Source organism: Pseudomonas cerasi, from assembly GCF_900074915.1.
GTDB classification, from domain to species: Bacteria; Pseudomonadota; Gammaproteobacteria; order Pseudomonadales; family Pseudomonadaceae; genus Aquipseudomonas; species Aquipseudomonas cerasi.
The window spans coordinates 366,137-385,659 of the sequence record NZ_LT222319.1; the positions used below are offsets into that span (position 1 = coordinate 366,137).

Genomic DNA, 19,523 nt, shown 5'->3' on the forward strand with positions numbered 1-19,523 from the left:
CACGCCCGTGCTCCAGCGCCCGTGGGAGCGAGCTTGCTCGCGAAAAGGCCGGTACAGCCGCCAGAAGGAGTGCACTTGAACCAGGGAATGCCGTTCTGGACGCTCTGCGTCCGATCTTGAATGTCTGATTACACCGGTCAAAGCGTATTTTATTTTATTGAGCAACGGCGTGCTGTAATGCACGTCCTTTCATATTTGTAATCTTCCCGTCACCTCGGCGTTATCTTCGCCACTTCAAGATTGTGCCCCACTGGCAGCGTTCGGGTTAATAAAAACAGCCAGATCGACATGTTTATAACAATCTGCCGATTAGACGGAGCGCACATGACTCAACTTAAAACACTATCACTGGCCCTGTGCTCGACCCTTGCCGGTGTCGCACCGGCTGCGGTATTCGCCGAAGAACATAAAGAAGGCTTCATCGAAGGCAGCACGCTGACCGTACTCAACCGCAACTTCTACATGAACCGCGACCACCGCAACGGCGAATCCAGCCCTACCGGCAATGGTTACTCCGAAGCGTGGGCGCAAGGCATCATCGGTCGATTCCAGTCAGGTTTCACTCAAGGCACCTTCGGCGTCGGGGTCGATGCATTTGCCATGATCGGCATCAAGCTCGACACCGGTGACGGACGCAACGGCGGCCGCAGCGCATTCGACGTGCTGCCGGTCGATGGGGAAGGCCGCGCCCGTAACGAATACACCAAGGTAGGTGGCTCGCTGAAGGCCAGAGCCTTCGACACCGTCGTCAACGTGGGCGATGTGTTTCCCTCCACCCCCGTGGTTGCCTTCGGCGACTCCCGCCTGCTGCCCGAGAGCTTTCGCGGCGTTACCGCCGTCAACAACAGCATCAGCGGCCTGACCCTGCAAGGCGGTCGCCTGCATGCCATGAGCCAGCCCGTTTCCAGCAACCTGCGCGACGGTTTCGTCACCTTCTACGGCGGTGCCGTGGACTCTCCATGGGTTGCCTACTTCGGCGGTGACTATCAGGCCACCGACAGGCTGAGCCTTGGCCTCTACACCAGCCGACTAAAGACGCCTGGGATCAGAAATACGCTTCAGCGTCCTACGTGCTGCCGCTCTCTGACGACCTGTCGCTGACCAGCAGCCTGAACTATTACAACGCCACCGACGAAGGCAAAAAGCTGCTCGGCGAATTCGACAACGACATCTGGAGCGCAAAACTCGCCCTGCAATACGGCGCACACACCCTGTCGCTTTCGCACCAGCGCAACGAAGGTGATGACGATTTCGACTACCTCAGGCAGTCCGACTCCATCTACCTGGCCAACTCCATCCAGTACAGCGACTTCAACTCACCCAAGGAGCGCTCTTGGATGGTCACCTACAACCTCGACATGTCCACCTTCGGCGTACCCGGTCTGTCGTTCATGACCCGCTACGGCAAAGGCACCGACGCCGACTACTCCAACGCCAACAGCACCTACATGCGCCGCGACGCACAAGGCAACCCGCTGACCGATCAAAAACGCTGGGAGCGCGATATCGAAGCGAAATACATCGTGCAGACCGGATCACTCAAGGACCTGTCGCTGCGCGTGCGTCAGGCAACGACTCGGGCCACGGCGTTTGAATCGGACCTAGATGAGGTGAGGGTGATTGTGGAGTATCCGTTGAGTGTGCTTTGAGTATTTCCGAACAGGCAGGAAGCGTCCCTTGGGGCGCTTCTTAGTGCTAACCACGTTGTGTGAACCATCAACACCAAAGCTCAATAGGCTGCCCCATGATTTTTCCAGCGCAAAAAGCTGACTGGCCATCGCTATTTCGAAAGGAGTCTCATCAATGCAGCTAATGCAAAAGCCGATGCTGCGTAAAGGCAAAACTTACTGAAACTCCACATGGCATCCATAAGCTGTTGACCTTCGGCACTTCCTCCTGAACCGCTGATTGCGCTAGCTGTGCCGCCTATAAATACTGCGCCTGAAGCCACACACAGGACCACAAAAGCGCACGCCATTTTAAATAACGTGGCTGGGGTAAGCACATTTGAAATCCCGCCTGTTTCATCGGTGCTGATGATCCGAAAAATGACACGACCTATATAAAAAACTGCAGACAAGACACATAGGAAAAGCACCAAAGTGATCATGGAATTTACCTTGGGCAGAAAGTGTTTGATAGTCGCTCACCCCAAGATATCCTTGATGGCTGCGACGGTTTGATATGGATTTGAACGTTATTCTTCCTTTACGATCCATGCTAAGACATAAAACGCATAGATGGCGTCCTGGACAGCTTTGGACGAGAGTACAAGTTTGCATATGCCGCCCGCTATAGGCATATGCAGAATCTCTTCCGGACCGGCGTCATCAGACTTTTGATCAGTCTCCCTTGCTGTAAGCCGGCGACTCCGGTAACGGCCTGCCTGTTTTAGGATCAAGAATCATGGCCTTGGCCAACTGCTCGATCAGCGCTTCGGAAGGCTTGGGCGGCGGGATGTTGGCTTCACGCTCTTCAACCCATTTCAGCTTGCCATCCCATGCGGGGAGTTTGGCTGGGGGCAGAGGGACAATTTCGTTGATTTCGGGTACTTTTGGATTGGCGTAAGACCAATCTGAAAGCATGCTCCAAATCTGTTCGTAACGTTCTGCTCGCTCTATATCTTCATGCTGGCCCAAATAATACATACGATTATTCTGCTTAGGGAAACTCTGAAAAAGACTTCCAAATCTGGTGAAATACGCCAGTCCCAAGCACTGAACGGTTGAGTCCCGATGAAGCAGATGTCCTTCGCTGACGCCGAATACGCTGGCAAACGCAAACAAACCCGCCGTGAACGCTTCCTGATCGAGATGGATCAGGTCGTGCCCTGGAATGGCTTGGTCAAACTGATCGAGCCACACTATCCAAAGGGCGAAGGTGGTCGCCCTGCCTATCCGTTGATGGCGATGTTGCGGGTTCATCTGATGCAAAACTGGTTCGGCTACAGCGATCCGGCCATGGAAGAATCGCTCTACGAAACCACAATTCTGCGACAGTTTGCAGGACTGCACCTGGATCGGATTCCGGACGAAACCACGATCCTCAATTTCCGCCGACTGCTGGAGAAACATGAGCTGGCCGGTGGGATTTTGCAGGTCATCAATGGCTATTTGGGCGACCGTGGTTTGTTGCTGCGCCAGGGCACCGTGGTCGATGCAACGATCATCCATGCGGCGAGTTCGACCAAGAACGAGGACGGAAAACGTGACCCTGAAATGCACCAGACGAAGAAAGGAAATCAATATTTCTTCGGGATGAAAGCGCACATCGGTGTCGATGCCGAATCCGGTTTGGTGCATAGCGTGGTGGGCACGGCGGCGAATGTAGCTGACGTAACTCAGGTCGACCAGTTACTGCACGGAGAAGAAACTTACGTCTCTGGCGACGCGGGCTACACCGGTGTCGAAAAGCGTCCCGAGCATCAAAATCGCCAAATGATATGGTCGATTGCAGCGCGGCCCAGCAGTTATAAAAAGCATGCAAAGGAAAGTCTGATCGGGCGCATGCGTCGCAAAATCGAATACGCGAAAGCTCAACTGCGCGCCAAGGTTGAGCATCCGTTTCGAGTGATCAAACGCCAGTTTGGTTATACGAAAGTACGCTTCCGAGGCCTGCTGAAAAACACTGCGCAGCAGACCACGCTATTTGCTCTGTCCAATCTGTGGATGATGCGAAAACGACTGCTGAATACAGGAGAGGTGCGCCTGTAATGTGGACAATTGACGCTAAAAAGCGCTTGTCCGAAGAAAAAAGAGGAGTTGGGCGAGGCAAAGGTCTGATTTTCGATTGAAACGACGTTTTTTGAAACTTTGAAGCAACGGGAGGGTTAAAAAGTCTGCCTACTTCAGACCTTCCTTAGGGCCGCGAAACCCATTGTTTAGAAATGATGCTGAGCTTTCATCTCCTCCTGCTACTCCCAGTTGAAACGCTTCGAGGGCGGCTTGATACTGCTCATCCTCCGATAGATCTACGCCTAATGCTCCAGCAGCCTTTCCATTACCTTGCTCAGCTGCGCAACGCCGCATATTACGAGTAACCTCCACTGCGGCATTAGCAGACTCTAGCTTTTCGGCCACATAAGCTTGTGCTTGCGCACTCCCCTCGTCCGCCCCCTTGCGAAAGTAGCGCAGTGACATATTTTCGTCTTGTTGCAGCCCAGCTGCACCCTTCTCAAGGTAGACGGCGACCATGTAATAACCCGAAGCCACATGTGCATCTATCAGTTGCTGGCTAAGTCGTAATCTTTCCTCGCCAGTGAGCTTGAACTGGCCACGCATAGCGCCGTTCTGCAGGTTGACATTGGCCTTGTAGTGGTTGTTTTCTGCCGCGATGCGATACAGTCTGCCAATTTCGACGTCGACTGTTTCATCCTGCTGGATCTGGTTATTTTTCTGTAACCAGCGGGCATACTTGAACAGCATGTCCGTTTCTGCCGACGGGGCCGGGATTTTCTCGTGTACGCAGGTAAATGCCAGCTTGGCGTTGACTTCGCTCAACTGATTCAGCGGCGCGTCCTTCGTCCGTGAGGTAAGGGCATTGCCGGAGCTGCAGGCGGCCAACAGCAGGATCGAAAGCAACAAAGTCAAGCGCATCAGTCATGGTCCGTCATAGTAGCGTCGCGATAATAAGGTTCAACGAGCGCGCGTCGGGTTTGAGTTTGGGCAGAGATTTGCATGTGCCGATCACTGTCGACACATGTAAATCTCTGCTTGGCACATGGATCTGTGATCAGTCTTCCTTACTGTAGACCGGAGAGCCTGGCAACGGCTTGCCTGTTTTAGGGTCAAGCACCATGGCCTTGGCCAGTTGCTCTATCAGTGCTTCGGAAGGCTTGGGTGGCGGGATATTGGCCTCACGTTCTTCAATCCATTTCAGCTTGCCATCCCAAGCAGGAAGCTTGGCTGGCGGTAGTGGGACGATTTCATTTATTTCAGGGACTTTTGGGTTGGCGTAAGATAATCTACTGAGTAATCTGCTTATTTGTTTATAACGTTCCGCTCGTTCAAGATCTTCTTTCTGGCCTAAGTAGTACAAACGATCATCCGGTTTTGGGCCGCGAAACCCGCTATCCAAAAAAGATGCAGCGGTTTCATTACCTGCTGCCGCTCCAAGTTGAAAAGCTTCAAGAGCTGCTTGATACTGCTTTGCAGTTGATAGATTGTAACCGTCCGGGCAACACACCTTCCTGACACCGTCGCTTGAGGCGATGGTGTCCACCCAAATATAGGTGGACACCATTTTTAGCCTTTTTAAGCGGACGCCCATGCCACAAGAACGCCGTTCCTATTCCAAGTCCTTCAAGGCCCAGGTCATTGCTGAGTGCGCCCAACCTGACACTTCAATTGCCAATGTCGCCTTGACCCACAACCTCAATGCAAACCTCGTCCATAAATGGATTCGGGTGCATGCACAGAAAAACCTGACACTTCAAACCGCCTTCATCCCGGTCAAGACATCGCCGCCGGTGCCGATGCATCAGGCCCTTCCTGCCACGATCCGAATCGAAGTGCCGCATTCAAAAGGCGTAGTCGTGGTGAGTTGGCCGGCAGAAAATGCAGCGGCGTGTTCTGCTTTCCTGCGAGACCTGCTGCGATGATCCGCATCGACTCCATCTGGCTTGCCACCGAGCCCATGGACATGCGCGCAGGCACTGAAACTGCGCTGGCGCGGGTCGTGGCGGTGTTCGGTGCGGCGAAGCCGCACTGTGCTTATCTGTTTGCCAACCGTCGTGCCAATCGCATGAAAGTGCTGGTGCATGATGGCTTGGGGATTTGGCTTGCTGCCCGGCGCTTGAATCAAGGACGTTTTTTTTGGCCGGGCGTGCGGCACGGCTCTGAAGTCGAGTTGGATGCAGAGCAACTTCAAGCCTTGGTGCTCGGCTTGCCTTGGCAACGCGTCGGTTCCGGAGCAGCCATCACGGTGCTCTAATTCGCCTGCCATGGCCTGCTTGCCAGCGCAATTGGCCCATCAGTCTATCGCCGCCACTAGCCCTCTCTGGCAAAATCGGCGGCATGACTTCGCATCCGAATCTCGATCAATTAAACCCTGAAGAACTGCGTGCCTTGGCGGCGCAGTTGATCCAGCGCGTCGAGACGATGGACAAGCAAATCACTCATCACAAATCGGTCAACGAGAAGCTGGCCCACGAGATCGCGCTGCTCAAACGCTTCAAGTTTGCCAAGCGCAGCGAGCAGTTGAGCCCGGATCAAGCCAGCCTGCTCGACGACTTGATCGATACGGATATCGCCGCTATCGAAGCCGAGTTTGAGGCGCTGCAACCGGCACCTGTCGAAGCCAAAGTGCGCCAGCAACCCAAGCGCGCACCGCTGCCACCGCAGTTTCCTCGCACACTGATCCATCACGAACCGGACAACAGCCACTGCCAATGTGGCTGTGCCCTCAAACGCATCGGCGAAGACGCCAGCGAAAAGCTCGACTACACGCCCGGCGTGTTCACAGTCGAACGCCACATCCGTGGAAAGTGGGCCTGCGAACAGTGCGAAACACTGATCCAGGCGCCGGTACCGGCGCACGTCATCGACAAAGGCGTCCCGACCGCAGGCCTGCTGGCCCACATCATGGTGGCCAAGTTTGCCGACCATCTGCCGCTGTATCGCCAAGAGAAAATCTTCGGCCGCGCCGGGCTGCCCATCGCCCGTTCGACCTTGGCGCAGTGGGTGGGCAACTGCGGCGTGCAATTACAGCCGCTGGTTGATGCGCTGCGCGAAGCCGTGCTGACGCACGACGTCGTTCACGCCGACGAGACGCCGGTACAAATGCTGACGCCTGGTGCGAAAAAAACTCATCGCGCTTACGTCTGGGCCTATGCCACCAGTCAGTTCTCCAACCTGGCGGCGGTCGTTTACGACTTCAGCCCGAGCCGCGCTGGCGAACATGCCCGAGCCTTCTTGGGCAGTTGGAACGGCAAGCTGGTCTGCGATGACTTTGCCGGCTACAAGGCAGGCTTTGAACTGGGCGTTACGGAGATCGGCTGCATGGCCCATGCCCGCCGGAAGTTCTTCGACTTGCACGTGACCAACAAGAGCCAGGTCGCCGAAAAAGCGCTGAACTACATCGCGGCCTTGTACGAAGCTGAACGAGAAGTCCGAGAGCTGGAGCCGGGTGATCGGCAGCGAATACGGCAGGAAAAAGCAGCGCCAATCGCCGACGCACTTCATACCTGGATGATCGCCCAAAGACAGCTTGTGCCTGAGGGTTCGGCCATCGCCAAGGCGCTGGATTACAGTCTCAAACGCTGGATAGCGCTGACGCGCTATCTCGATGACGGTGCCGTGCCCATCGATAATAACTGGTGCGAGAATCAAATCCGGCCGTGGGCTCTTGGGCGTTCGAACTGGCTGTTCGCGGGATCGTTACGCAGCGGTAAACGTGCAGCGGCGATCATGAGTTTGATCCAATCGGCGCGACTCAACGGCCATGATCCGTATGCTTATTTGAAGGACGTCCTCACGCGCCTGCCGACGCAGCGGGCAAGTGAGATTGCGGAGCTACTACCGCATAGGTGGCGACCGGTTTAGTTGCGCAAGACGGGATGCCCGGACGCACCTCCAACTGGTGCCATTACCGGTCTACTCAGCCTTTATGCTGGTTATCCATGCATTCCTCCCTACAGCTTCGCCCGGTTCAGCCGATAGTTTTCGTACCAAGAGAAGCGCGGCAATTCGATCCTGTAACAAAGGAGAGTAAGCGGCTTTTGAGGAAGATCTCTTGGAATGCTTTCATTACCTCATAACCATAAATGAGAGATGGGCACTTTTTAACGCCTAAGAAAGCACTCACAGACCTTGAGTGATCGAGAACCCGATGAATTTATTAGCGCCTGCCCTGTTCGTTACCAACCGTGTTCGATTCCCCATGAAATTCGCAATTTTGGGATTTATTGTCCTGATTCCTCTGCTCCTGCTAGGCACCCGGGCGATGCTTTCACTGAACACGAGCATCACGGGCATCAAGCATGAACAGGTGGGTCAACAATACTTGTTGGACGTCACCCCTATCCTGCGTCTAACCATGATTCAGAGGGCGCTGACACACGGCATGCTCAGCGGTGACACCAACGCAGTAGCCAATGCAGCACGCAATGCTGAAAAGCTTAACGATGCCTATGCGACTCTTGCTGCGCAGGACGCAAAATTTAGCACCCAACTGGCAACGACAGACCGAGTTCAGACGTTGCGTACCGCTAGTGTGCAGCTGGTTGAACGCGCCAAAGCAGGCGAAGCACCTTTGGTGATCTTTTCCGCGTGGAACGACCAGTTAACCGACCTAATGAATTTCGTTTACTACATTACGGCCACTTCCGGCATGATTTTGGACGAAGACGCAGGTTCGTTGTACCTCATCGATCTGAGCTCTATACGTCTGCCTCGGCAAATAAATCTGGTCGGACAGATTCGCGGTCTGGCCAGCGGTTTTAGCGCTGACCGTCCTCTGGACGACACCACTCGTATTTTTGCCCAGACTTTGTTGAAACAGGAGCTGCTAATGCGTCAAGAGTTGCAGCAGAGCCTTTCCCTGCTTCGCCGAGAAGAGCCGAAATTATCTGGTGTAGTTCAGCCGTCTGTAACAACAGCCATTACCGACCTGGAAAATCTGCGTAAAGACCTGGTGGACTACCTTGATCCGAGCAAGCGCTCAAACGTGAATGCCAACACCTTGGGCGAGCGTGGAAACGCCGTCGTTGCTCAGTTTTACAAAGCTCAGGATCAGATGCAGGAATCGCTGCGAATTCGAATTGATGAGCGTCTGAATACACTGAGTAATGAGCGTACTTTCGGCACTGAGCTATTTATCGCCATTGCGATACTGCTGCTCTATGCGTTCGTCGGCATCTACAAGGCTCTGCGGATTGGGGTTGATGAGCTCCTAGCTGTGACGGCACGTATTGCTCAAGGCGATCTGAGCGCGCGCGTCCGAATCAACAGCCACGATGAAATCGGTGATGTAGGCGAGGGACTTAACCGCATGGTAACGGCCTTCTCTGGCTCACTGAGCCAGGTGGAGCGTAGCTCGCATTCAGTCTCAGATGCGGCAAAGCGACTAGAGATCTCCATAGGCCAAGCCAAAGCCTCAATGAACTCACAACAGGCTGAAACCGAGCAGGTTGCTACTGCCATCAACGAAATGACCGCGAGCGTTGCCGACGTGGCCCAGAATACCGAGGGCGCAGCACGTGCCGCTGAATCTGCAAGCAGTGCGTCTAACGACGGCTTGAAAGTTATGATTGAAACAAGTGCCGCTATTGAGGCGTTGGCCAACGAAGTGGAGCTCAGTGCAAGCAAAGTCGAAGCGTTAGCGACACACAGCAAAGAAATCGGTGGTGTCATCGAGGTCATCAGTACCATCGCGGATCAGACTAACCTGCTGGCCCTCAACGCGGCCATCGAGGCGGCGCGAGCTGGCGAGCAAGGCCGTGGTTTCGCGGTCGTGGCTGACGAAGTGCGGACTCTGGCCTCGCGCACACAAAACTCCACAGAAGAAATTCGACGGATCATCCAACAGTTGCAAGGCGCTACTGATGCCGCTGTTCAACAGATGAAAGCTGGGCAAACCCGAGCTAGGGAATGCATTCAGGCAGCGAGCCAAGCGTCTGGCAGCCTGAACCAGATCAATGAAGCAGTAGACGGAATTGTGGGCATGAACACTCAGATTGCAAGTGCGGCGGTGCAGCAACATTCGGTCTCAGAGGATATCAATCGCAACGTCATCGGCATTCGAAACAGCAGCTTAATCGTCATGGAAGGCGTAGAGGACAACGCCGTAACGGCTGACGAGCTTTCATTGCTCGCTAATGAACTTCGCAGCGTAGTCGGCAAGTTTAAGTTATCCAGCAACGCTTGAAAGGAATCTCAAGCGTTTCAATTGTTGATAGCACGAGAAAGTGCTTTGATCGGGTCTGACTGGGGTGATGATGCCCGGCAGTCCCTGATCGACATTGAGGGCTGAGCTTCATCGTTGCGCAATCTCGTAAAACAATAGAGCCAGCTACGCTAGATGACTTGCCCGGACGGTTACATCTTTTCAGCACAGTTCACCCCGTCAATCCGTAAGACCGGAGCTGTTTGCTCTGATATCCACGCCTCGTGCCACGCTCGGTTGCGCCCTGAAAAGTTCGGATTGTCATACTGCGAGGCCCATTCCCGAAAGGCCACATGTATCCCATGCATGTCACCACCGGGTGCAATCCGATTTCCAAAGCGTTCCTTCTCACGTGCGGCCAGCCGGTCAAGGCGAACGGGTGTTGCCGTTACAACGAACACAATAAGATCGACATGGGTAATCAGCGCATCGCCCCAACCCATACAAGAACCGGTCAACACCCAATCATCGTCACCGAATTCTTGCTGGATCAATGACACGCGCTCACTGGCAGGTCGCTTGGTCGTAAAAGGAGGGTTCGTGGGCATCCAGAAAAAATCATCGACATCGACATGTCGTACACCGCGCAGAGTTGCGAGGTTTTGACCCAAAGTGGTCACGCCCGCACACGAAGCACCTGTAATGTAAATCCGCAATTTTTCCTCCATGAATACAAGTCGGTTTCGAGGTCAGCAAGATATCCCATACCCGCCTGAGTCGTAAGCGGATGCTAATAGATCTTGAAGATGCCACACGTGAATCTGATTCCCTTGCCGGCTGACTTCACCTAGGCTTTCCAACCCGCTCAGCACGCAAAATTACCAGCCAAGGAGAAAACGTCATGATGGTAGATAAAGCTTGCCCGGTGGTGCTACGGAGCCGTCAAGCGCTAGAAATCTTGGCTTTTGAGCATCCATTGGCAGGTCTGCAATTGGTCAAAGGAAGTGTCGAGCCCGGTGAGTCTACTGATGTGGCCGCTGTGCGAGAACTGGTAGAAGAGGCAGGAATTCAAGGCAGGGTAGTGCGACATCTGGGAACGTGGCGCTCCCATATAACAGGGCACACATGGGCATTCCATGAGTGTCACGTCGCACAAGACCTCCCCGATACCTGGGTTCATCATGCTGAAGATGACGGAGGGCATGAGTTCAGATTCTTTTGGCATCCATTGGTGAGCGAGCCCTCTGATGCATGGCATCAGATTTACAAAGATGCTCTAGGATTTCTAAGATTTAATCTAGCTACACGCCTACCACTTCCACTTCTCGCTTGATGATCATCAGCATCCTCCATCTGAAAACAAGAAATCTACCTCGTAGATGCCACGCGCCGCACGGGTGATCACTGGGTGAGTGACCGGCCTCAAGTCACTCAACTCCCATGCGAGCCAGCCATCCTGAAAATAACTTGCACAGGCTGCTTGCATGTCAACGAGGGCGAATGGGCGCACAGCTTTCACGCGCACGATTGCGACAGCAATACCGTCATCGTCTTCGTCACCATCGATATGGAGAAATCGCCCGTTTTCAACAATCAGGAGATCCTCGGAAGGATCTAAGTCTGGATGCCAACGACGAACTTCGAGGGTTTTCTCCCCAGAAGCGATTCGAGCGCCGCTGGGCCGTACAATTGATAAGGCTTTGATGGTTCTCTCCTAAAGGGCAGCGTCCGGCTAAGTTGCTTTTTCGGAAGGGGTAGGAGGTACCGCTATGGGCGCAAGACTGAGCTGCGGCCATATCTTCATCCAGTTTTTGGACTTGAAGCGGTCTTGATAAATCGTATTTTTTTCCGTGACAAACCTACCAGCTGGCCGGATGACCAACCCCAAAAGGTCATCAACTCCCAGCGGGGCAGCGATCTCGCATGAGCCTTCGTCTCGTAGCCTGACAGCCACCGCCGTTGCGGTTTCAGGCCAATAGCGCATTGCGTCGATCGCACACAAGTATGGTTCGTCACCATTCTGAATATGCATTCGTGCTTGATTTTTCACAGACCACTTTACGGTCGGTTCTAATCCGCTAAGGACGGCCTCCAATGCTGCATCTTCCTCGGGAGTGCAACGTTCAGCATTGAACCAGATGACATCAACATCTGTTGATACTGGAGACGAAACGCGCCCGTGCAAATAATCCCAAACCGCGTTTCGAACGAAACCTGCTCCGATCCAGCAATCTGGCAATTTGAGCGAGTGCACAATTTCAAGTAAACGCCAACGAACGGGATCACTTGAAATAATCGATTGGATTCTCGAAATGTCGTCCATTCAAAACTCTCGTTGAGTAAGCCAGGCCGGCACCCACTGATGCGGTAGCAATTGCCCTATCTCACTAGCCTTCTGCGTCGGCAAGCGATTCAGCACATCGTTGAGATACGCGTACGGATCATGCCCGTTCATGCGTGCCGACTGGATCAGGCTCATGATCGCTGCCGCGCGTTGACCGCTGCGCAGCGATCCTGCGAAGAGCCAGTTCGAGCGACCAAGTGCCCACGGCCTAATCGTGTTCTCGACTTGATTGTTGTCGATGGGCACAGCACCATCATCCAGGTAGCGCGTCAGCGCTACCCAGCGTTTCAGGCTGTAATCCAGGGCCTTGGCCGTGGCCGAGCCTTCGGGCACAAGGTCGCGCTGAGCCAGCATCCACTCATGCAACTTTCCTGCTATGGGCACCGCTATTTCCCGGCGTAATCGCCAGCGATCCTCATCGCTCATGTCTTTGGCCTGCCGTTCGACCTCGTACAGGCCACCGATTGAGTGCAACGCCTGTTCGGCTAACTGGCTTTTGTTCGTCACATGCAGGTCGAAGAACTTGCGCCGGGCGTGAGCCATGCAGCCAATTTCGGTGATGCCCTGCTCGAAGCCGGCCTTGTAGCCCGCGAAGTCATCGCAGACCAGCTTGCCGTTCCACGTGCCCAGGAAGTTGCGGGCGTGTTCGCCAGCACGGCTTGGGCTGAAGTCGTAGACCACGGCCTTCAGTGCCGAGAACGGTGTTGTGCAGTAGGCCCAGACGTAAGCCCGATGTGTTTTCTTTTCACCCGGTGCCAGCATCTGCACCGGTGTTTCATCGGCGTGCACGACCCGCTGGGCGAGCACCGCCTCGCGCAGTGCATCCACCAGCGGTTGCAGTTGCACGCCGGTTTGGCCCACCCACTGAGCCAATGTCGAGCGTGGGATGGCCAAGCCAGCTCGGCCAAAGATCTTTTCCTGCCGGTACAGCGGCAGGTGGTCAGCGAACTTGGCCACCATCACATGGGCCAGCAGCCCGGCAGTGGGGATACCCTTGTCGATGACCTGTGCCGGCACCGGCGCCTGGATCAGTGTTTCGCACTGGCGGCAGGCCCACTTGCCACGCACATGTTGCTCAACGGTAAACACGCCCGGGGTGTAATCCAGCTTCTCGCTGATGTCCTCACCGATGCGCTGAAGTTGGCAGCCGCAGGTGCACTGAGTGCTCTCCGGCTCGTGACGGATTACGGTACGTGGGAACTGCGGCGGCAACGGGGCACGCTTAGGCTGCTGGTGTGGTTCGTCTGGCGCCGAGGCGGGACGAAGTGCTTTCAACTCGGCGTCGATGGCTTCGAGGTCGGTATTGAGCAAGTCATCCAGCAAGCTGCCTTGTGCCGGGCTGATTTGCTCGCTGCGCTTGGCGAACTTGTGGCGCTTGAGGATGGCAATCTCGTGAGAGAGCTGCTCGATGATCGTCTCGTCACGAAGGATCTTTCGGCCCATGGTGTCGACCTTCGACAGCAACTGTGCAGCGAGCGCACGCAGTTGATCGGGTGTCATTTGGTCGAGATTGGGCGAGGAAGTCATGCCATGGATTTTACCAAAGCAACCCTCCTGCCACAGCTAAAAGGCGAGGTTCAGAGCAATGTAATTGTGCCGTTGGCGCCAACCCGCTGCCATGGTAAACCGAGCACCAGCGCTTGAAGTTGTTCAGCGTCGAGTTCGATTTTCAGGCCGCGATGAGTGCCAGGCCAATGAAACTTCCCCTGGTTCAGCCGCCGTGCGGCAAGCCAAATGCCCACGCCATCATGCACCAGCACTTTGATCCGGTTGGCACGGCGATTGGCGAACAGATAAGCACAGTGCGGCTTCGCCGCACCGAATACCGCAACCACACGGGCCAACGCAGTTTCGGTACCGGCGCGCATGTCCATGGGCTCGGTGGCGAGCCAGATGGTGTCGATACGGATCATTGCGAGAGGCTGCGGATGAAGCGCGCGCAGCCGTCCGGGTCGGAGACGGGCCATTTGACCGTGATAGTTTTCTCGCCCAGCGGCAGTGCAATAACCGCAGTTTCATCAGCGTACCGCTTGGGCGTCGGATGTAGCGGCACGAACGCGGGCAGTGGCGCGGGGGCCTTGTCGCGGTAAATCGGCAGCCACTTGCGGATCACGTTGGCGTTGATGCCGTGGCTGATGGCAACACTGGAAACCGTGGCGCCTGGTTGCAGGCATTCCTGCACGACCTGGGCCTTGAAGGGTTTGGGGTAAGAGCTTCGTTGGCGCATGGAAATCCTGGCGATAAGGGTGATCGCGTCCGCTAAAAATACGCGGACACCATCGCCCTTAATGCTGGATTTCAGAAGGTGTGTTCGCCATCCGCTTACGATAGATTAACTCCTAATGCCAAAGCCGCATCACCATTGCCTTGTGACGCTGCACAACTGCGCATCTGACGTGCTATGTCCGGTGCAATGTCAATGGGGGCGAGCTTTTCAGCCACGTAGGATTGCGCTTGCGCGCTTCCTTCATCTGCCGCTTTGCGAAAGTATCGCAGGGACATATCCTCGTCTTGTTGCAGACCCGCCGCGCCCTTTTGAAGATAGATGGCGATCATGTAATACCCCGAAGCCACATGCGCATCTATCAGCTGTTGGCTAAGTCTTAATCTTTCCCCTCCAGTGAGCTTGAACTGGCCACGCATAGCACCGTTCTGCAGGTTGACATTGGCCTTGTAGTGGTTGTTTTCTGCCGCGATGCGATACAGTCTCCCTATCTCTACGTCGACCGTTTCATCCTGCTGGATCTGGTTATTTTTCTGCAGCCAGCGCGCATACTGAAACAGTACGTCCGTTTCCGACGAAGGGGGCGGGATTTTCTCGTGTACGCAGATAAATGCCAGCTTGGCGTTGACTTCGCTCAACTGATTCAGCGGCGCGTCCTTCGTCCGTGAGGTAAGGGCATTGCCGGAGCTGCAGGCGGCCAACAGTAGGCTTGAAAGCAACAAAGTCAGGAGCATCAGTCATGGTCCGTCATAGTAGCGTCGTGATAATAAAGTTCAACGAGCGCGCGTCGGGTTTGAGTTTGGGCAGAGATTTGCATGTGCCGATCACTGTCGACACATGTAAATCTCTGCTTGGCACATGGATCTGTGATCAATCTTCCTTACTGTAGACCGGAGAGCCTGGCAACGGCTTGCCTGTTTTAGGATCAAGCACCATGGCCTTGGCCAGTTGCTCGATCAGCGCTTCGGAGGGCTTGGGCGGCGGGATGTTGGCTTCATGTTCTTCAACCCATTTCAACTTGCCATCCCAGGCCGGGAGTTTGGCTGGTGGCAGGGGAACGATTTCGTTGATTTCTGGGACGCTTGGGTTGGCGTAGGATAAGTTACCCAATACCTTGCCAATTTGCTTGTAACGTTGCGCTCGTTCAAGGTCTTCTGTCTGGCCTATATAATACAAGCGATCATCTGACTTAGGGCCGCGAAAACCATTCTCTAAAAAAGACGCTGAGCTCTCGTCGCCTGCTGCGACTCCTAACTGAAAAGCTTCAAGAGCGGCCTGATATTGTTTAGCCGTTTTCAAATGTACACCTAATGCTCCGGCTGCTTTGCCGTTACCTTGCTCGGCAGCACAGCGACGCATTTGTCTTGCAATATCCGGTGCAATATCAGTAGGCGCGAGTTTTTCGGCAACGTATGCTTGCGCTTGCGCACTTCCCTCATCTGCCGCTTTGCGAAAGTAGCGCAGGGATATATCCTCGTCTTGTTGCAGACCCGCCGCGCCCTTTTGAAGATAGATGGCGATCATGTAATATCCCGAAGCCACATGTGCATCTATCAACTGCTGGATAAGGCGTAGTCGTTCCCCCCCAGCGAGCTTAAACTGACCACGCATGGCGCCGTTCTGCAGATTGACGTTGGCCTTGTAATGGTTGTTTTCTGCCGCGATGCGATACAGTCTTCCGATCTCGATATCGACCGTTTCATCCTGCTGGATCTGATTGTTTTTCTGCAACCAACGGGCGTACTTGAACAGCACGTCCGTTTCTGCCGAAGGGGCCGGGATTTTCTCGTGTACGCAGGTAAATGCCAGCTTGGCGTTGACTTCGCTCAACTGATTCAGCGGCGCGTCCTTCGTCCGTGAGGTAAGGGCATTGCCGGAGCTGCAGGCGGCCAACAGCAGGCTTGAAAGCAACAAAGTCAGGCGCATCAGTCATGGTCCGTCATAGTAGCGTCGCGATAATAAGGTTCAACGAGAGCGTGTCGGGTTTGAGTTTGGGCAGAGATTTGCATGTGCAGATCACTCTAGGCACATGCAGAATCTGGCTCGTAACAGAAAGCCTCTACCGCCCTATATTCAGTCTTCCTTGCTGTAAACCGGAGAGCCCGGCAATGGCTTGCCCGTTTTAGGGTCAAGCACCATGGCCTTGGCTAGTTGCTCAATCAGCGCTTCAGAGGGTTTAGGCGGCGGGATGTTGGCTTCACGCTCTTCAACCCATTTCAGCTTGCCATCCCAGGCTGGGAGTTTGGCTGGTGGCAGGGGGACGATTTCGTTGATTTCGGGGACCTTTGGATTGGCGTAGGACAATCTATTCAATATCTTGCTAATTTGCTTGTAGCGCTCAGCACGGTGAAGATCTTCTTTTTGATCCATATAGTACATGCGATCATCGGGCTTAGGATTACGAAATATTTTGCCTAGAAAAGAAGCTGCAGTTTCATCACCTGATGCAACACCGCGCTGGAATGCCTCAAGTGCTTCTTGATATTTTTTATCTGTCTTTAGATCAAAGCCCAAAGCAACTGCCGCCTCGCTGTTACCCTGCTCAGCCGCGCAGCGTCTCATTTGCCTAGCGATATCTGGTGCGATGTCAATTGGTGCAAGCTTGTCGGCGACAAAGGCTTGTGCTTGCGCGCTTCCCTCATCTGCCGCTTTGCGAAAGTATCGCAGGGACATATCCTCGTCTTGTTGTAGACCCGCCGCGCCCTTTTGAAGATAGATTGCGATCATGTAATACCCCGAAGCCACATGCGCATCTATCAGCTGTTGGCTAAGTCGTAATCTTTCCCCTCCAGTGAGCTTGAACTGGCCACGCATGGCACCGTTCTGCAGGTTGATATTGGCCTTGTAGTGGTTGTTTTCTGCCGCGATGCGATACAATCTGCCAATTTCGACGTCGACCGTTTTATCCTGCTGGATCTGGTTATTTTTTTGCAACCAGCGCGCGTACTGGAACAGCACATCCGTTTCTGCTGAAGGGGTCGGGATTTTCTCGTGTACGCAGGTAAATGCCAGTTTGGCGTTGACTTCGCTCAGTTGATTCAATGGAGTGTCCTTTGTCCGTAAAGTAATGGCGTTGCCGGAGCTACAGGCAACCAACAGCAAGATTGAGAGCAACGTAGTTAAGCGCATCAGTCAAAGTCCGTCATGTTGGTTTTGCTGTAATAGAATTCGACAAGAGGTGCACTAGGTGATGAGTTTTTTGATTTAAACTCTCTATTCTGTTTAATTATTTCATGCCATGCCATGCCATGCCATGCCATGCCATGAATGCTTCCTCAGGATCATCCTGCGCCCCTCCCCCCCTCGTATGCAGATCCCACAACCGCCGCCGCAACGGCTGACTAAACTCCGGATGCTCATGGCAGATGTTCAGTTCGCTATCCACCATCATGCTTCGAGTGTTGATGTTGGCCGAGCCGTGTGTGGTGTAGACGTCATCGACGATCATCAGTTTGGAGTGGATGTAGACCGGCATCCAGGGCTGGCCATCTTGCAAATCGCGCGCGACCAGTGAGCAAACATGAATCTTCAAGCCTGGCACTTCCTTGGCTACCAAGTTGGAAGTTTCAATCTCCTTGGTTTTCCGGTCCATCTCCGCTTGCCATTCGTCCAGCTTTCTCTGCTCGGCCCGATCATTTGGCCCGTCCGGCCGAGGTCTGACCGGGGCTTCACTTTTCATCTCCTTGATCATTCGCAGCTTGGTGATGGCCGGAATGGTTTCTGCCCTGCCGAGGCTGGCGAGCATTTCCTGGGTCTTGGCTGTGCCCATGCCAACCCCGTCCTTGGTGTCATTGGTGACGACAAAAAGATAGAGGGGCTCCTTGCGGCCTGCTTTGAAGTATTTCCCTGCCAGGGTCTTGAGGTGATCGGCCAGCGGCGGCCAGCGGAAGTACTGGTTTTCGATGTAGATGAACTGGGTGGCGTTGTTGGCAGCCACCATGTAACCGCTTTGGATGTCAAAGACAGGTTTTTCATGGTCGCCTACGTCATCCTTGTGCTTGCGGTTGGTTTTGGGCTGGCCCACCTGGGCCTGGGTGCGCAACAGTTGCATCATCAACCGCGTGCCGTTCTGGAACTGGAGACGATTGGAGGTCGGATCGCAATCGCGGCAGGCGAGCAGGTCCTCGCCGGTTTCCTTGCGCCAGGCGATGGCGAAGTTCTGGTGCACATCGTGGAGGATCGGCCCGGACAACATGCACGAGATGTCCTGGCGTGGCGTAGAGCCGCGCGAGCCTAGATAGGGCTCAGGCTTGGTGCCTTCTTCACGGTTCAGTGCCGAGTGTTGATCGGTGTCCCAATATTCGTCCAGCGAATTGTGGCCCATGACAAAGCCGACCGCGCTGGGCAGTTCATAGTCGACCAGTACACTTTTCTGGTGGTGCGAGGCGCTGGCGCTCAGGACGAGGCGCATGCCCACGCTGATATTGGGATCGAGCGCTTCATACTTCACCCAGTGCTTGATCTCTAACCGTTCATTGGCGCTGAAGCCACGACTCACGAACACTGGAGATTTGCCTTTGACTCGCTCAGCCGCCTTGCCATCGGACACCGCGCATTCGGAGAACCAGTCGCGATCGTAGTCATACTGATCAGGCGTGGAGCTTTGCATGGCCCGGGATTTTATCCGGATTACACCTTTGCCCGGCAGATTACCTTCGCCTGCTACGCCTGCGGAGTTGAAGGGCATTTCCCAGCCCAGTATGCGTACCTTCACACCGTTGGCAGCCTTGATCCTGAGCAGTTCGCCAATGCAGGGGTGGGATCCGTCGCGGATGAAATACATGGAAGGCTGGAAGCCCCAGCAGATGATTTCGACGGATTTTTCAGCCTTGGCAATGGCCTCATAGACGGCCTTGAACGCTTCCTCTCCGTTGACCAGCGGTCGGTAGGTGGCTGGAGTCGGGCTGAATTCGCTGTCCTCGACGAACCAACGCTGAACAATCCTGGCGCTGTTGGTGTGCGAGAGTGCGATGGGCACTGTTATGTTGTTGAGGCGGGGAAGTGGCGATTCCATGAGCGTTTCGTCCTTATAGTTTTTGACACGCTGCCTGATCGGAGAGGCGAGCTGGATGGCTGACAGTTGATCGCACAGGCCATGGCCGTTCTGCAGGTTCATCAGGATGCATGCCGGTC

Annotated in this window: 15 protein-coding genes and 7 pseudogenes; 8 read left to right on the forward strand and 14 right to left on the reverse strand. The window is 54.6% G+C overall.

What is annotated here, in order from left to right; genetic code table 11:
• Window positions 1–324 precede the first annotated feature (324 nt).
• Window positions 325–1,649: pseudogene (locus tag PCPL58_RS04140) on the forward strand (OprD family porin).
• A 131-nt stretch (window positions 1,650–1,780) separates the two neighbouring features.
• Here PCPL58_RS04140 and PCPL58_RS30630 read toward each other — a convergent pair.
• Both PCPL58_RS30630 and PCPL58_RS04150 read right to left on the reverse strand, forming a co-directional pair.
• A complete protein-coding gene (locus PCPL58_RS30630; RefSeq protein ID WP_157893887.1) occupies window positions 1,781–2,110 on the reverse strand; it encodes a hypothetical protein in 330 nt (109 codons plus the stop codon).
• Between the two features lie 232 nt (window positions 2,111–2,342).
• Window positions 2,343–2,669 (reverse strand): annotated as a pseudogene (locus PCPL58_RS04150) (DUF6396 domain-containing protein); the annotation flags it as partial.
• 66 nt (window positions 2,670–2,735) lie between these two features.
• On the opposite strand from PCPL58_RS04150, the gene PCPL58_RS04155 reads away from it, so the two are divergent.
• Window positions 2,736–3,713 (forward strand): IS5 family transposase, encoded by a 978-nt coding sequence (locus PCPL58_RS04155; RefSeq protein ID WP_065348561.1) that lies wholly within the window; start codon window positions 2,736–2,738, stop codon window positions 3,711–3,713.
• Between the two features lie 144 nt (window positions 3,714–3,857).
• Here the strand turns inward: PCPL58_RS04155 and PCPL58_RS04160 are convergent.
• Both PCPL58_RS04160 and PCPL58_RS04165 read right to left on the reverse strand, forming a co-directional pair.
• Window positions 3,858–4,595, reverse strand: a pseudogene (locus PCPL58_RS04160) (SEL1-like repeat protein); the annotation flags it as partial.
• A 136-nt stretch (window positions 4,596–4,731) separates the two neighbouring features.
• A pseudogene (locus tag PCPL58_RS04165) lies at window positions 4,732–5,169 on the reverse strand (DUF6396 domain-containing protein); the annotation flags it as partial.
• A gap of 97 nt (window positions 5,170–5,266) precedes the next feature.
• On the opposite strand from PCPL58_RS04165, the gene tnpA (PCPL58_RS04170) reads away from it, so the two are divergent.
• From tnpA (PCPL58_RS04170) to PCPL58_RS32550, 5 genes and pseudogenes are all read left to right on the forward strand, one after another.
• On the forward strand, window positions 5,267–5,599 hold the full coding sequence (gene tnpA / locus PCPL58_RS04170) for an IS66-like element accessory protein TnpA (RefSeq protein WP_003317539.1): 333 nt from the start codon (window positions 5,267–5,269) through the stop codon (window positions 5,597–5,599).
• The gene (gene tnpB / locus PCPL58_RS32000; RefSeq protein WP_004409766.1) at window positions 5,596–5,931 is read left to right on the forward strand and encodes an IS66 family insertion sequence element accessory protein TnpB; all 336 of its coding nucleotides are present in this window, start codon (window positions 5,596–5,598) and stop codon (window positions 5,929–5,931) included. The genes tnpA (PCPL58_RS04170) and tnpB (PCPL58_RS32000) overlap by 4 nt, the downstream gene beginning before the upstream one ends.
• Window positions 5,932–6,014: 83 nt before the next feature.
• Window positions 6,015–7,541 (forward strand): IS66-like element ISPsy43 family transposase, encoded by a 1,527-nt coding sequence (locus PCPL58_RS04180; protein WP_003317542.1) that lies wholly within the window; start codon window positions 6,015–6,017, stop codon window positions 7,539–7,541.
• Between the two features lie 1,192 nt (window positions 7,542–8,733).
• A pseudogene (locus tag PCPL58_RS32545) lies at window positions 8,734–8,988 on the forward strand (HAMP domain-containing protein); the annotation flags it as partial.
• 159 nt (window positions 8,989–9,147) lie between these two features.
• Window positions 9,148–9,864 carry a methyl-accepting chemotaxis protein gene (locus PCPL58_RS32550; RefSeq protein ID WP_370445645.1) on the forward strand — a complete coding sequence of 239 codons (717 nt, stop codon included), beginning with the start codon at window positions 9,148–9,150 and terminating at the stop codon, window positions 9,862–9,864.
• Window positions 9,865–10,034: 170 nt separating this feature from the next.
• Here PCPL58_RS32550 and PCPL58_RS04190 read toward each other — a convergent pair whose 3' ends face one another.
• Window positions 10,035–10,538, reverse strand: coding sequence for an ATP-binding protein (locus PCPL58_RS04190; protein WP_065348871.1), 504 nt, complete (start codon window positions 10,536–10,538; stop codon window positions 10,035–10,037).
• 185 nt (window positions 10,539–10,723) lie between these two features.
• Here PCPL58_RS04190 and PCPL58_RS29035 point away from each other — a divergent pair, with 185 nt between their 5' ends.
• Window positions 10,724–11,155, forward strand: coding sequence for an NUDIX hydrolase (locus PCPL58_RS29035; RefSeq protein ID WP_083188316.1), 432 nt, complete (start codon window positions 10,724–10,726; stop codon window positions 11,153–11,155).
• A 6-nt stretch (window positions 11,156–11,161) separates the two neighbouring features.
• Here PCPL58_RS29035 and PCPL58_RS29040 read toward each other — a convergent pair whose 3' ends face one another.
• The 9 genes and pseudogenes from PCPL58_RS29040 to PCPL58_RS04235 all read right to left on the reverse strand — a co-directional run bounded on the left by PCPL58_RS29040 (window position 11,162) and on the right by PCPL58_RS04235 (window position 19,404).
• Window positions 11,162–11,527 (reverse strand): ASCH domain-containing protein, encoded by a 366-nt coding sequence (locus tag PCPL58_RS29040; RefSeq protein WP_083188317.1) that lies wholly within the window; start codon window positions 11,525–11,527, stop codon window positions 11,162–11,164.
• 27 nt (window positions 11,528–11,554) lie between these two features.
• Window positions 11,555–12,145 (reverse strand): nucleotidyltransferase family protein, encoded by a 591-nt coding sequence (locus tag PCPL58_RS04200; protein ID WP_065348873.1) that lies wholly within the window; start codon window positions 12,143–12,145, stop codon window positions 11,555–11,557.
• Window positions 12,146–13,693, reverse strand: coding sequence for an IS66 family transposase (tnpC, locus tag PCPL58_RS04205; RefSeq protein ID WP_065348874.1), 1,548 nt, complete (start codon window positions 13,691–13,693; stop codon window positions 12,146–12,148). It lies immediately after the preceding gene.
• A 50-nt stretch (window positions 13,694–13,743) separates the two neighbouring features.
• Window positions 13,744–14,079 carry an IS66 family insertion sequence element accessory protein TnpB gene (gene tnpB, locus PCPL58_RS32005; protein WP_065348875.1) on the reverse strand — a complete coding sequence of 112 codons (336 nt, stop codon included), beginning with the start codon at window positions 14,077–14,079 and terminating at the stop codon, window positions 13,744–13,746.
• On the reverse strand, window positions 14,076–14,393 hold the full coding sequence (gene tnpA, locus PCPL58_RS04215; RefSeq protein ID WP_003307811.1) for an IS66-like element accessory protein TnpA: 318 nt from the start codon (window positions 14,391–14,393) through the stop codon (window positions 14,076–14,078). Before tnpA (PCPL58_RS04215) ends, tnpB (PCPL58_RS32005) begins: the two co-directional genes overlap by 4 nt.
• A 98-nt stretch (window positions 14,394–14,491) precedes the next feature.
• Window positions 14,492–15,124, reverse strand: a pseudogene (locus PCPL58_RS04220) (SEL1-like repeat protein); the annotation flags it as partial.
• 136 nt (window positions 15,125–15,260) lie between these two features.
• Window positions 15,261–16,316, reverse strand: a complete 1,056-nt coding sequence (locus tag PCPL58_RS04225; protein ID WP_065348876.1) for an SEL1-like repeat protein — start codon at window positions 16,314–16,316, stop codon at window positions 15,261–15,263.
• A gap of 147 nt (window positions 16,317–16,463) precedes the next feature.
• Window positions 16,464–17,519: an SEL1-like repeat protein gene (locus PCPL58_RS04230; protein WP_065348877.1), complete on the reverse strand. Its 1,056-nt coding sequence runs from the start codon at window positions 17,517–17,519 to the stop codon at window positions 16,464–16,466.
• A pseudogene (locus tag PCPL58_RS04235) lies at window positions 17,519–19,404 on the reverse strand (phospholipase D-like domain-containing protein). The gene PCPL58_RS04230 and the pseudogene PCPL58_RS04235 overlap by 1 nt, the downstream one beginning before the upstream one ends.
• Between the last annotated feature and the right edge of the window lie 119 nt (window positions 19,405–19,523).

Coding starts and splice junctions, on each gene's coding strand:
- PCPL58_RS04225 (WP_065348876.1), bottom strand. CDS start 16,316: ATGCGCCTGACTTTGTTGCTTTCAAGCCTGCTGTTGGCCGCCTGCAGC.
- PCPL58_RS29035 (WP_083188316.1), top strand. CDS start 10,724: ATGATGGTAGATAAAGCTTGCCCGGTGGTGCTACGGAGCCGTCAAGCG.
- tnpB (WP_065348875.1), bottom strand. CDS start 14,079: ATGATCCGTATCGACACCATCTGGCTCGCCACCGAGCCCATGGACATG.
- PCPL58_RS04230 (WP_065348877.1), bottom strand. CDS start 17,519: ATGCGCTTAACTACGTTGCTCTCAATCTTGCTGTTGGTTGCCTGTAGC.
- tnpA (WP_003317539.1), top strand. CDS start 5,267: ATGCCACAAGAACGCCGTTCCTATTCCAAGTCCTTCAAGGCCCAGGTC.
- PCPL58_RS04180 (WP_003317542.1), top strand. CDS start 6,015: ATGACTTCGCATCCGAATCTCGATCAATTAAACCCTGAAGAACTGCGT.
- PCPL58_RS30630 (WP_157893887.1), bottom strand. CDS start 2,110: ATGATCACTTTGGTGCTTTTCCTATGTGTCTTGTCTGCAGTTTTTTAT.
- tnpA (WP_003307811.1), bottom strand. CDS start 14,393: ATGCGCCAACGAAGCTCTTACCCCAAACCCTTCAAGGCCCAGGTCGTG.
- PCPL58_RS04200 (WP_065348873.1), bottom strand. CDS start 12,145: ATGGACGACATTTCGAGAATCCAATCGATTATTTCAAGTGATCCCGTT.
- PCPL58_RS04155 (WP_065348561.1), top strand. CDS start 2,736: ATGAAGCAGATGTCCTTCGCTGACGCCGAATACGCTGGCAAACGCAAA.
- tnpB (WP_004409766.1), top strand. CDS start 5,596: ATGATCCGCATCGACTCCATCTGGCTTGCCACCGAGCCCATGGACATG.
- tnpC (WP_065348874.1), bottom strand. CDS start 13,693: ATGACTTCCTCGCCCAATCTCGACCAAATGACACCCGATCAACTGCGT.
- PCPL58_RS32550 (WP_370445645.1), top strand. CDS start 9,148: ATGACCGCGAGCGTTGCCGACGTGGCCCAGAATACCGAGGGCGCAGCA.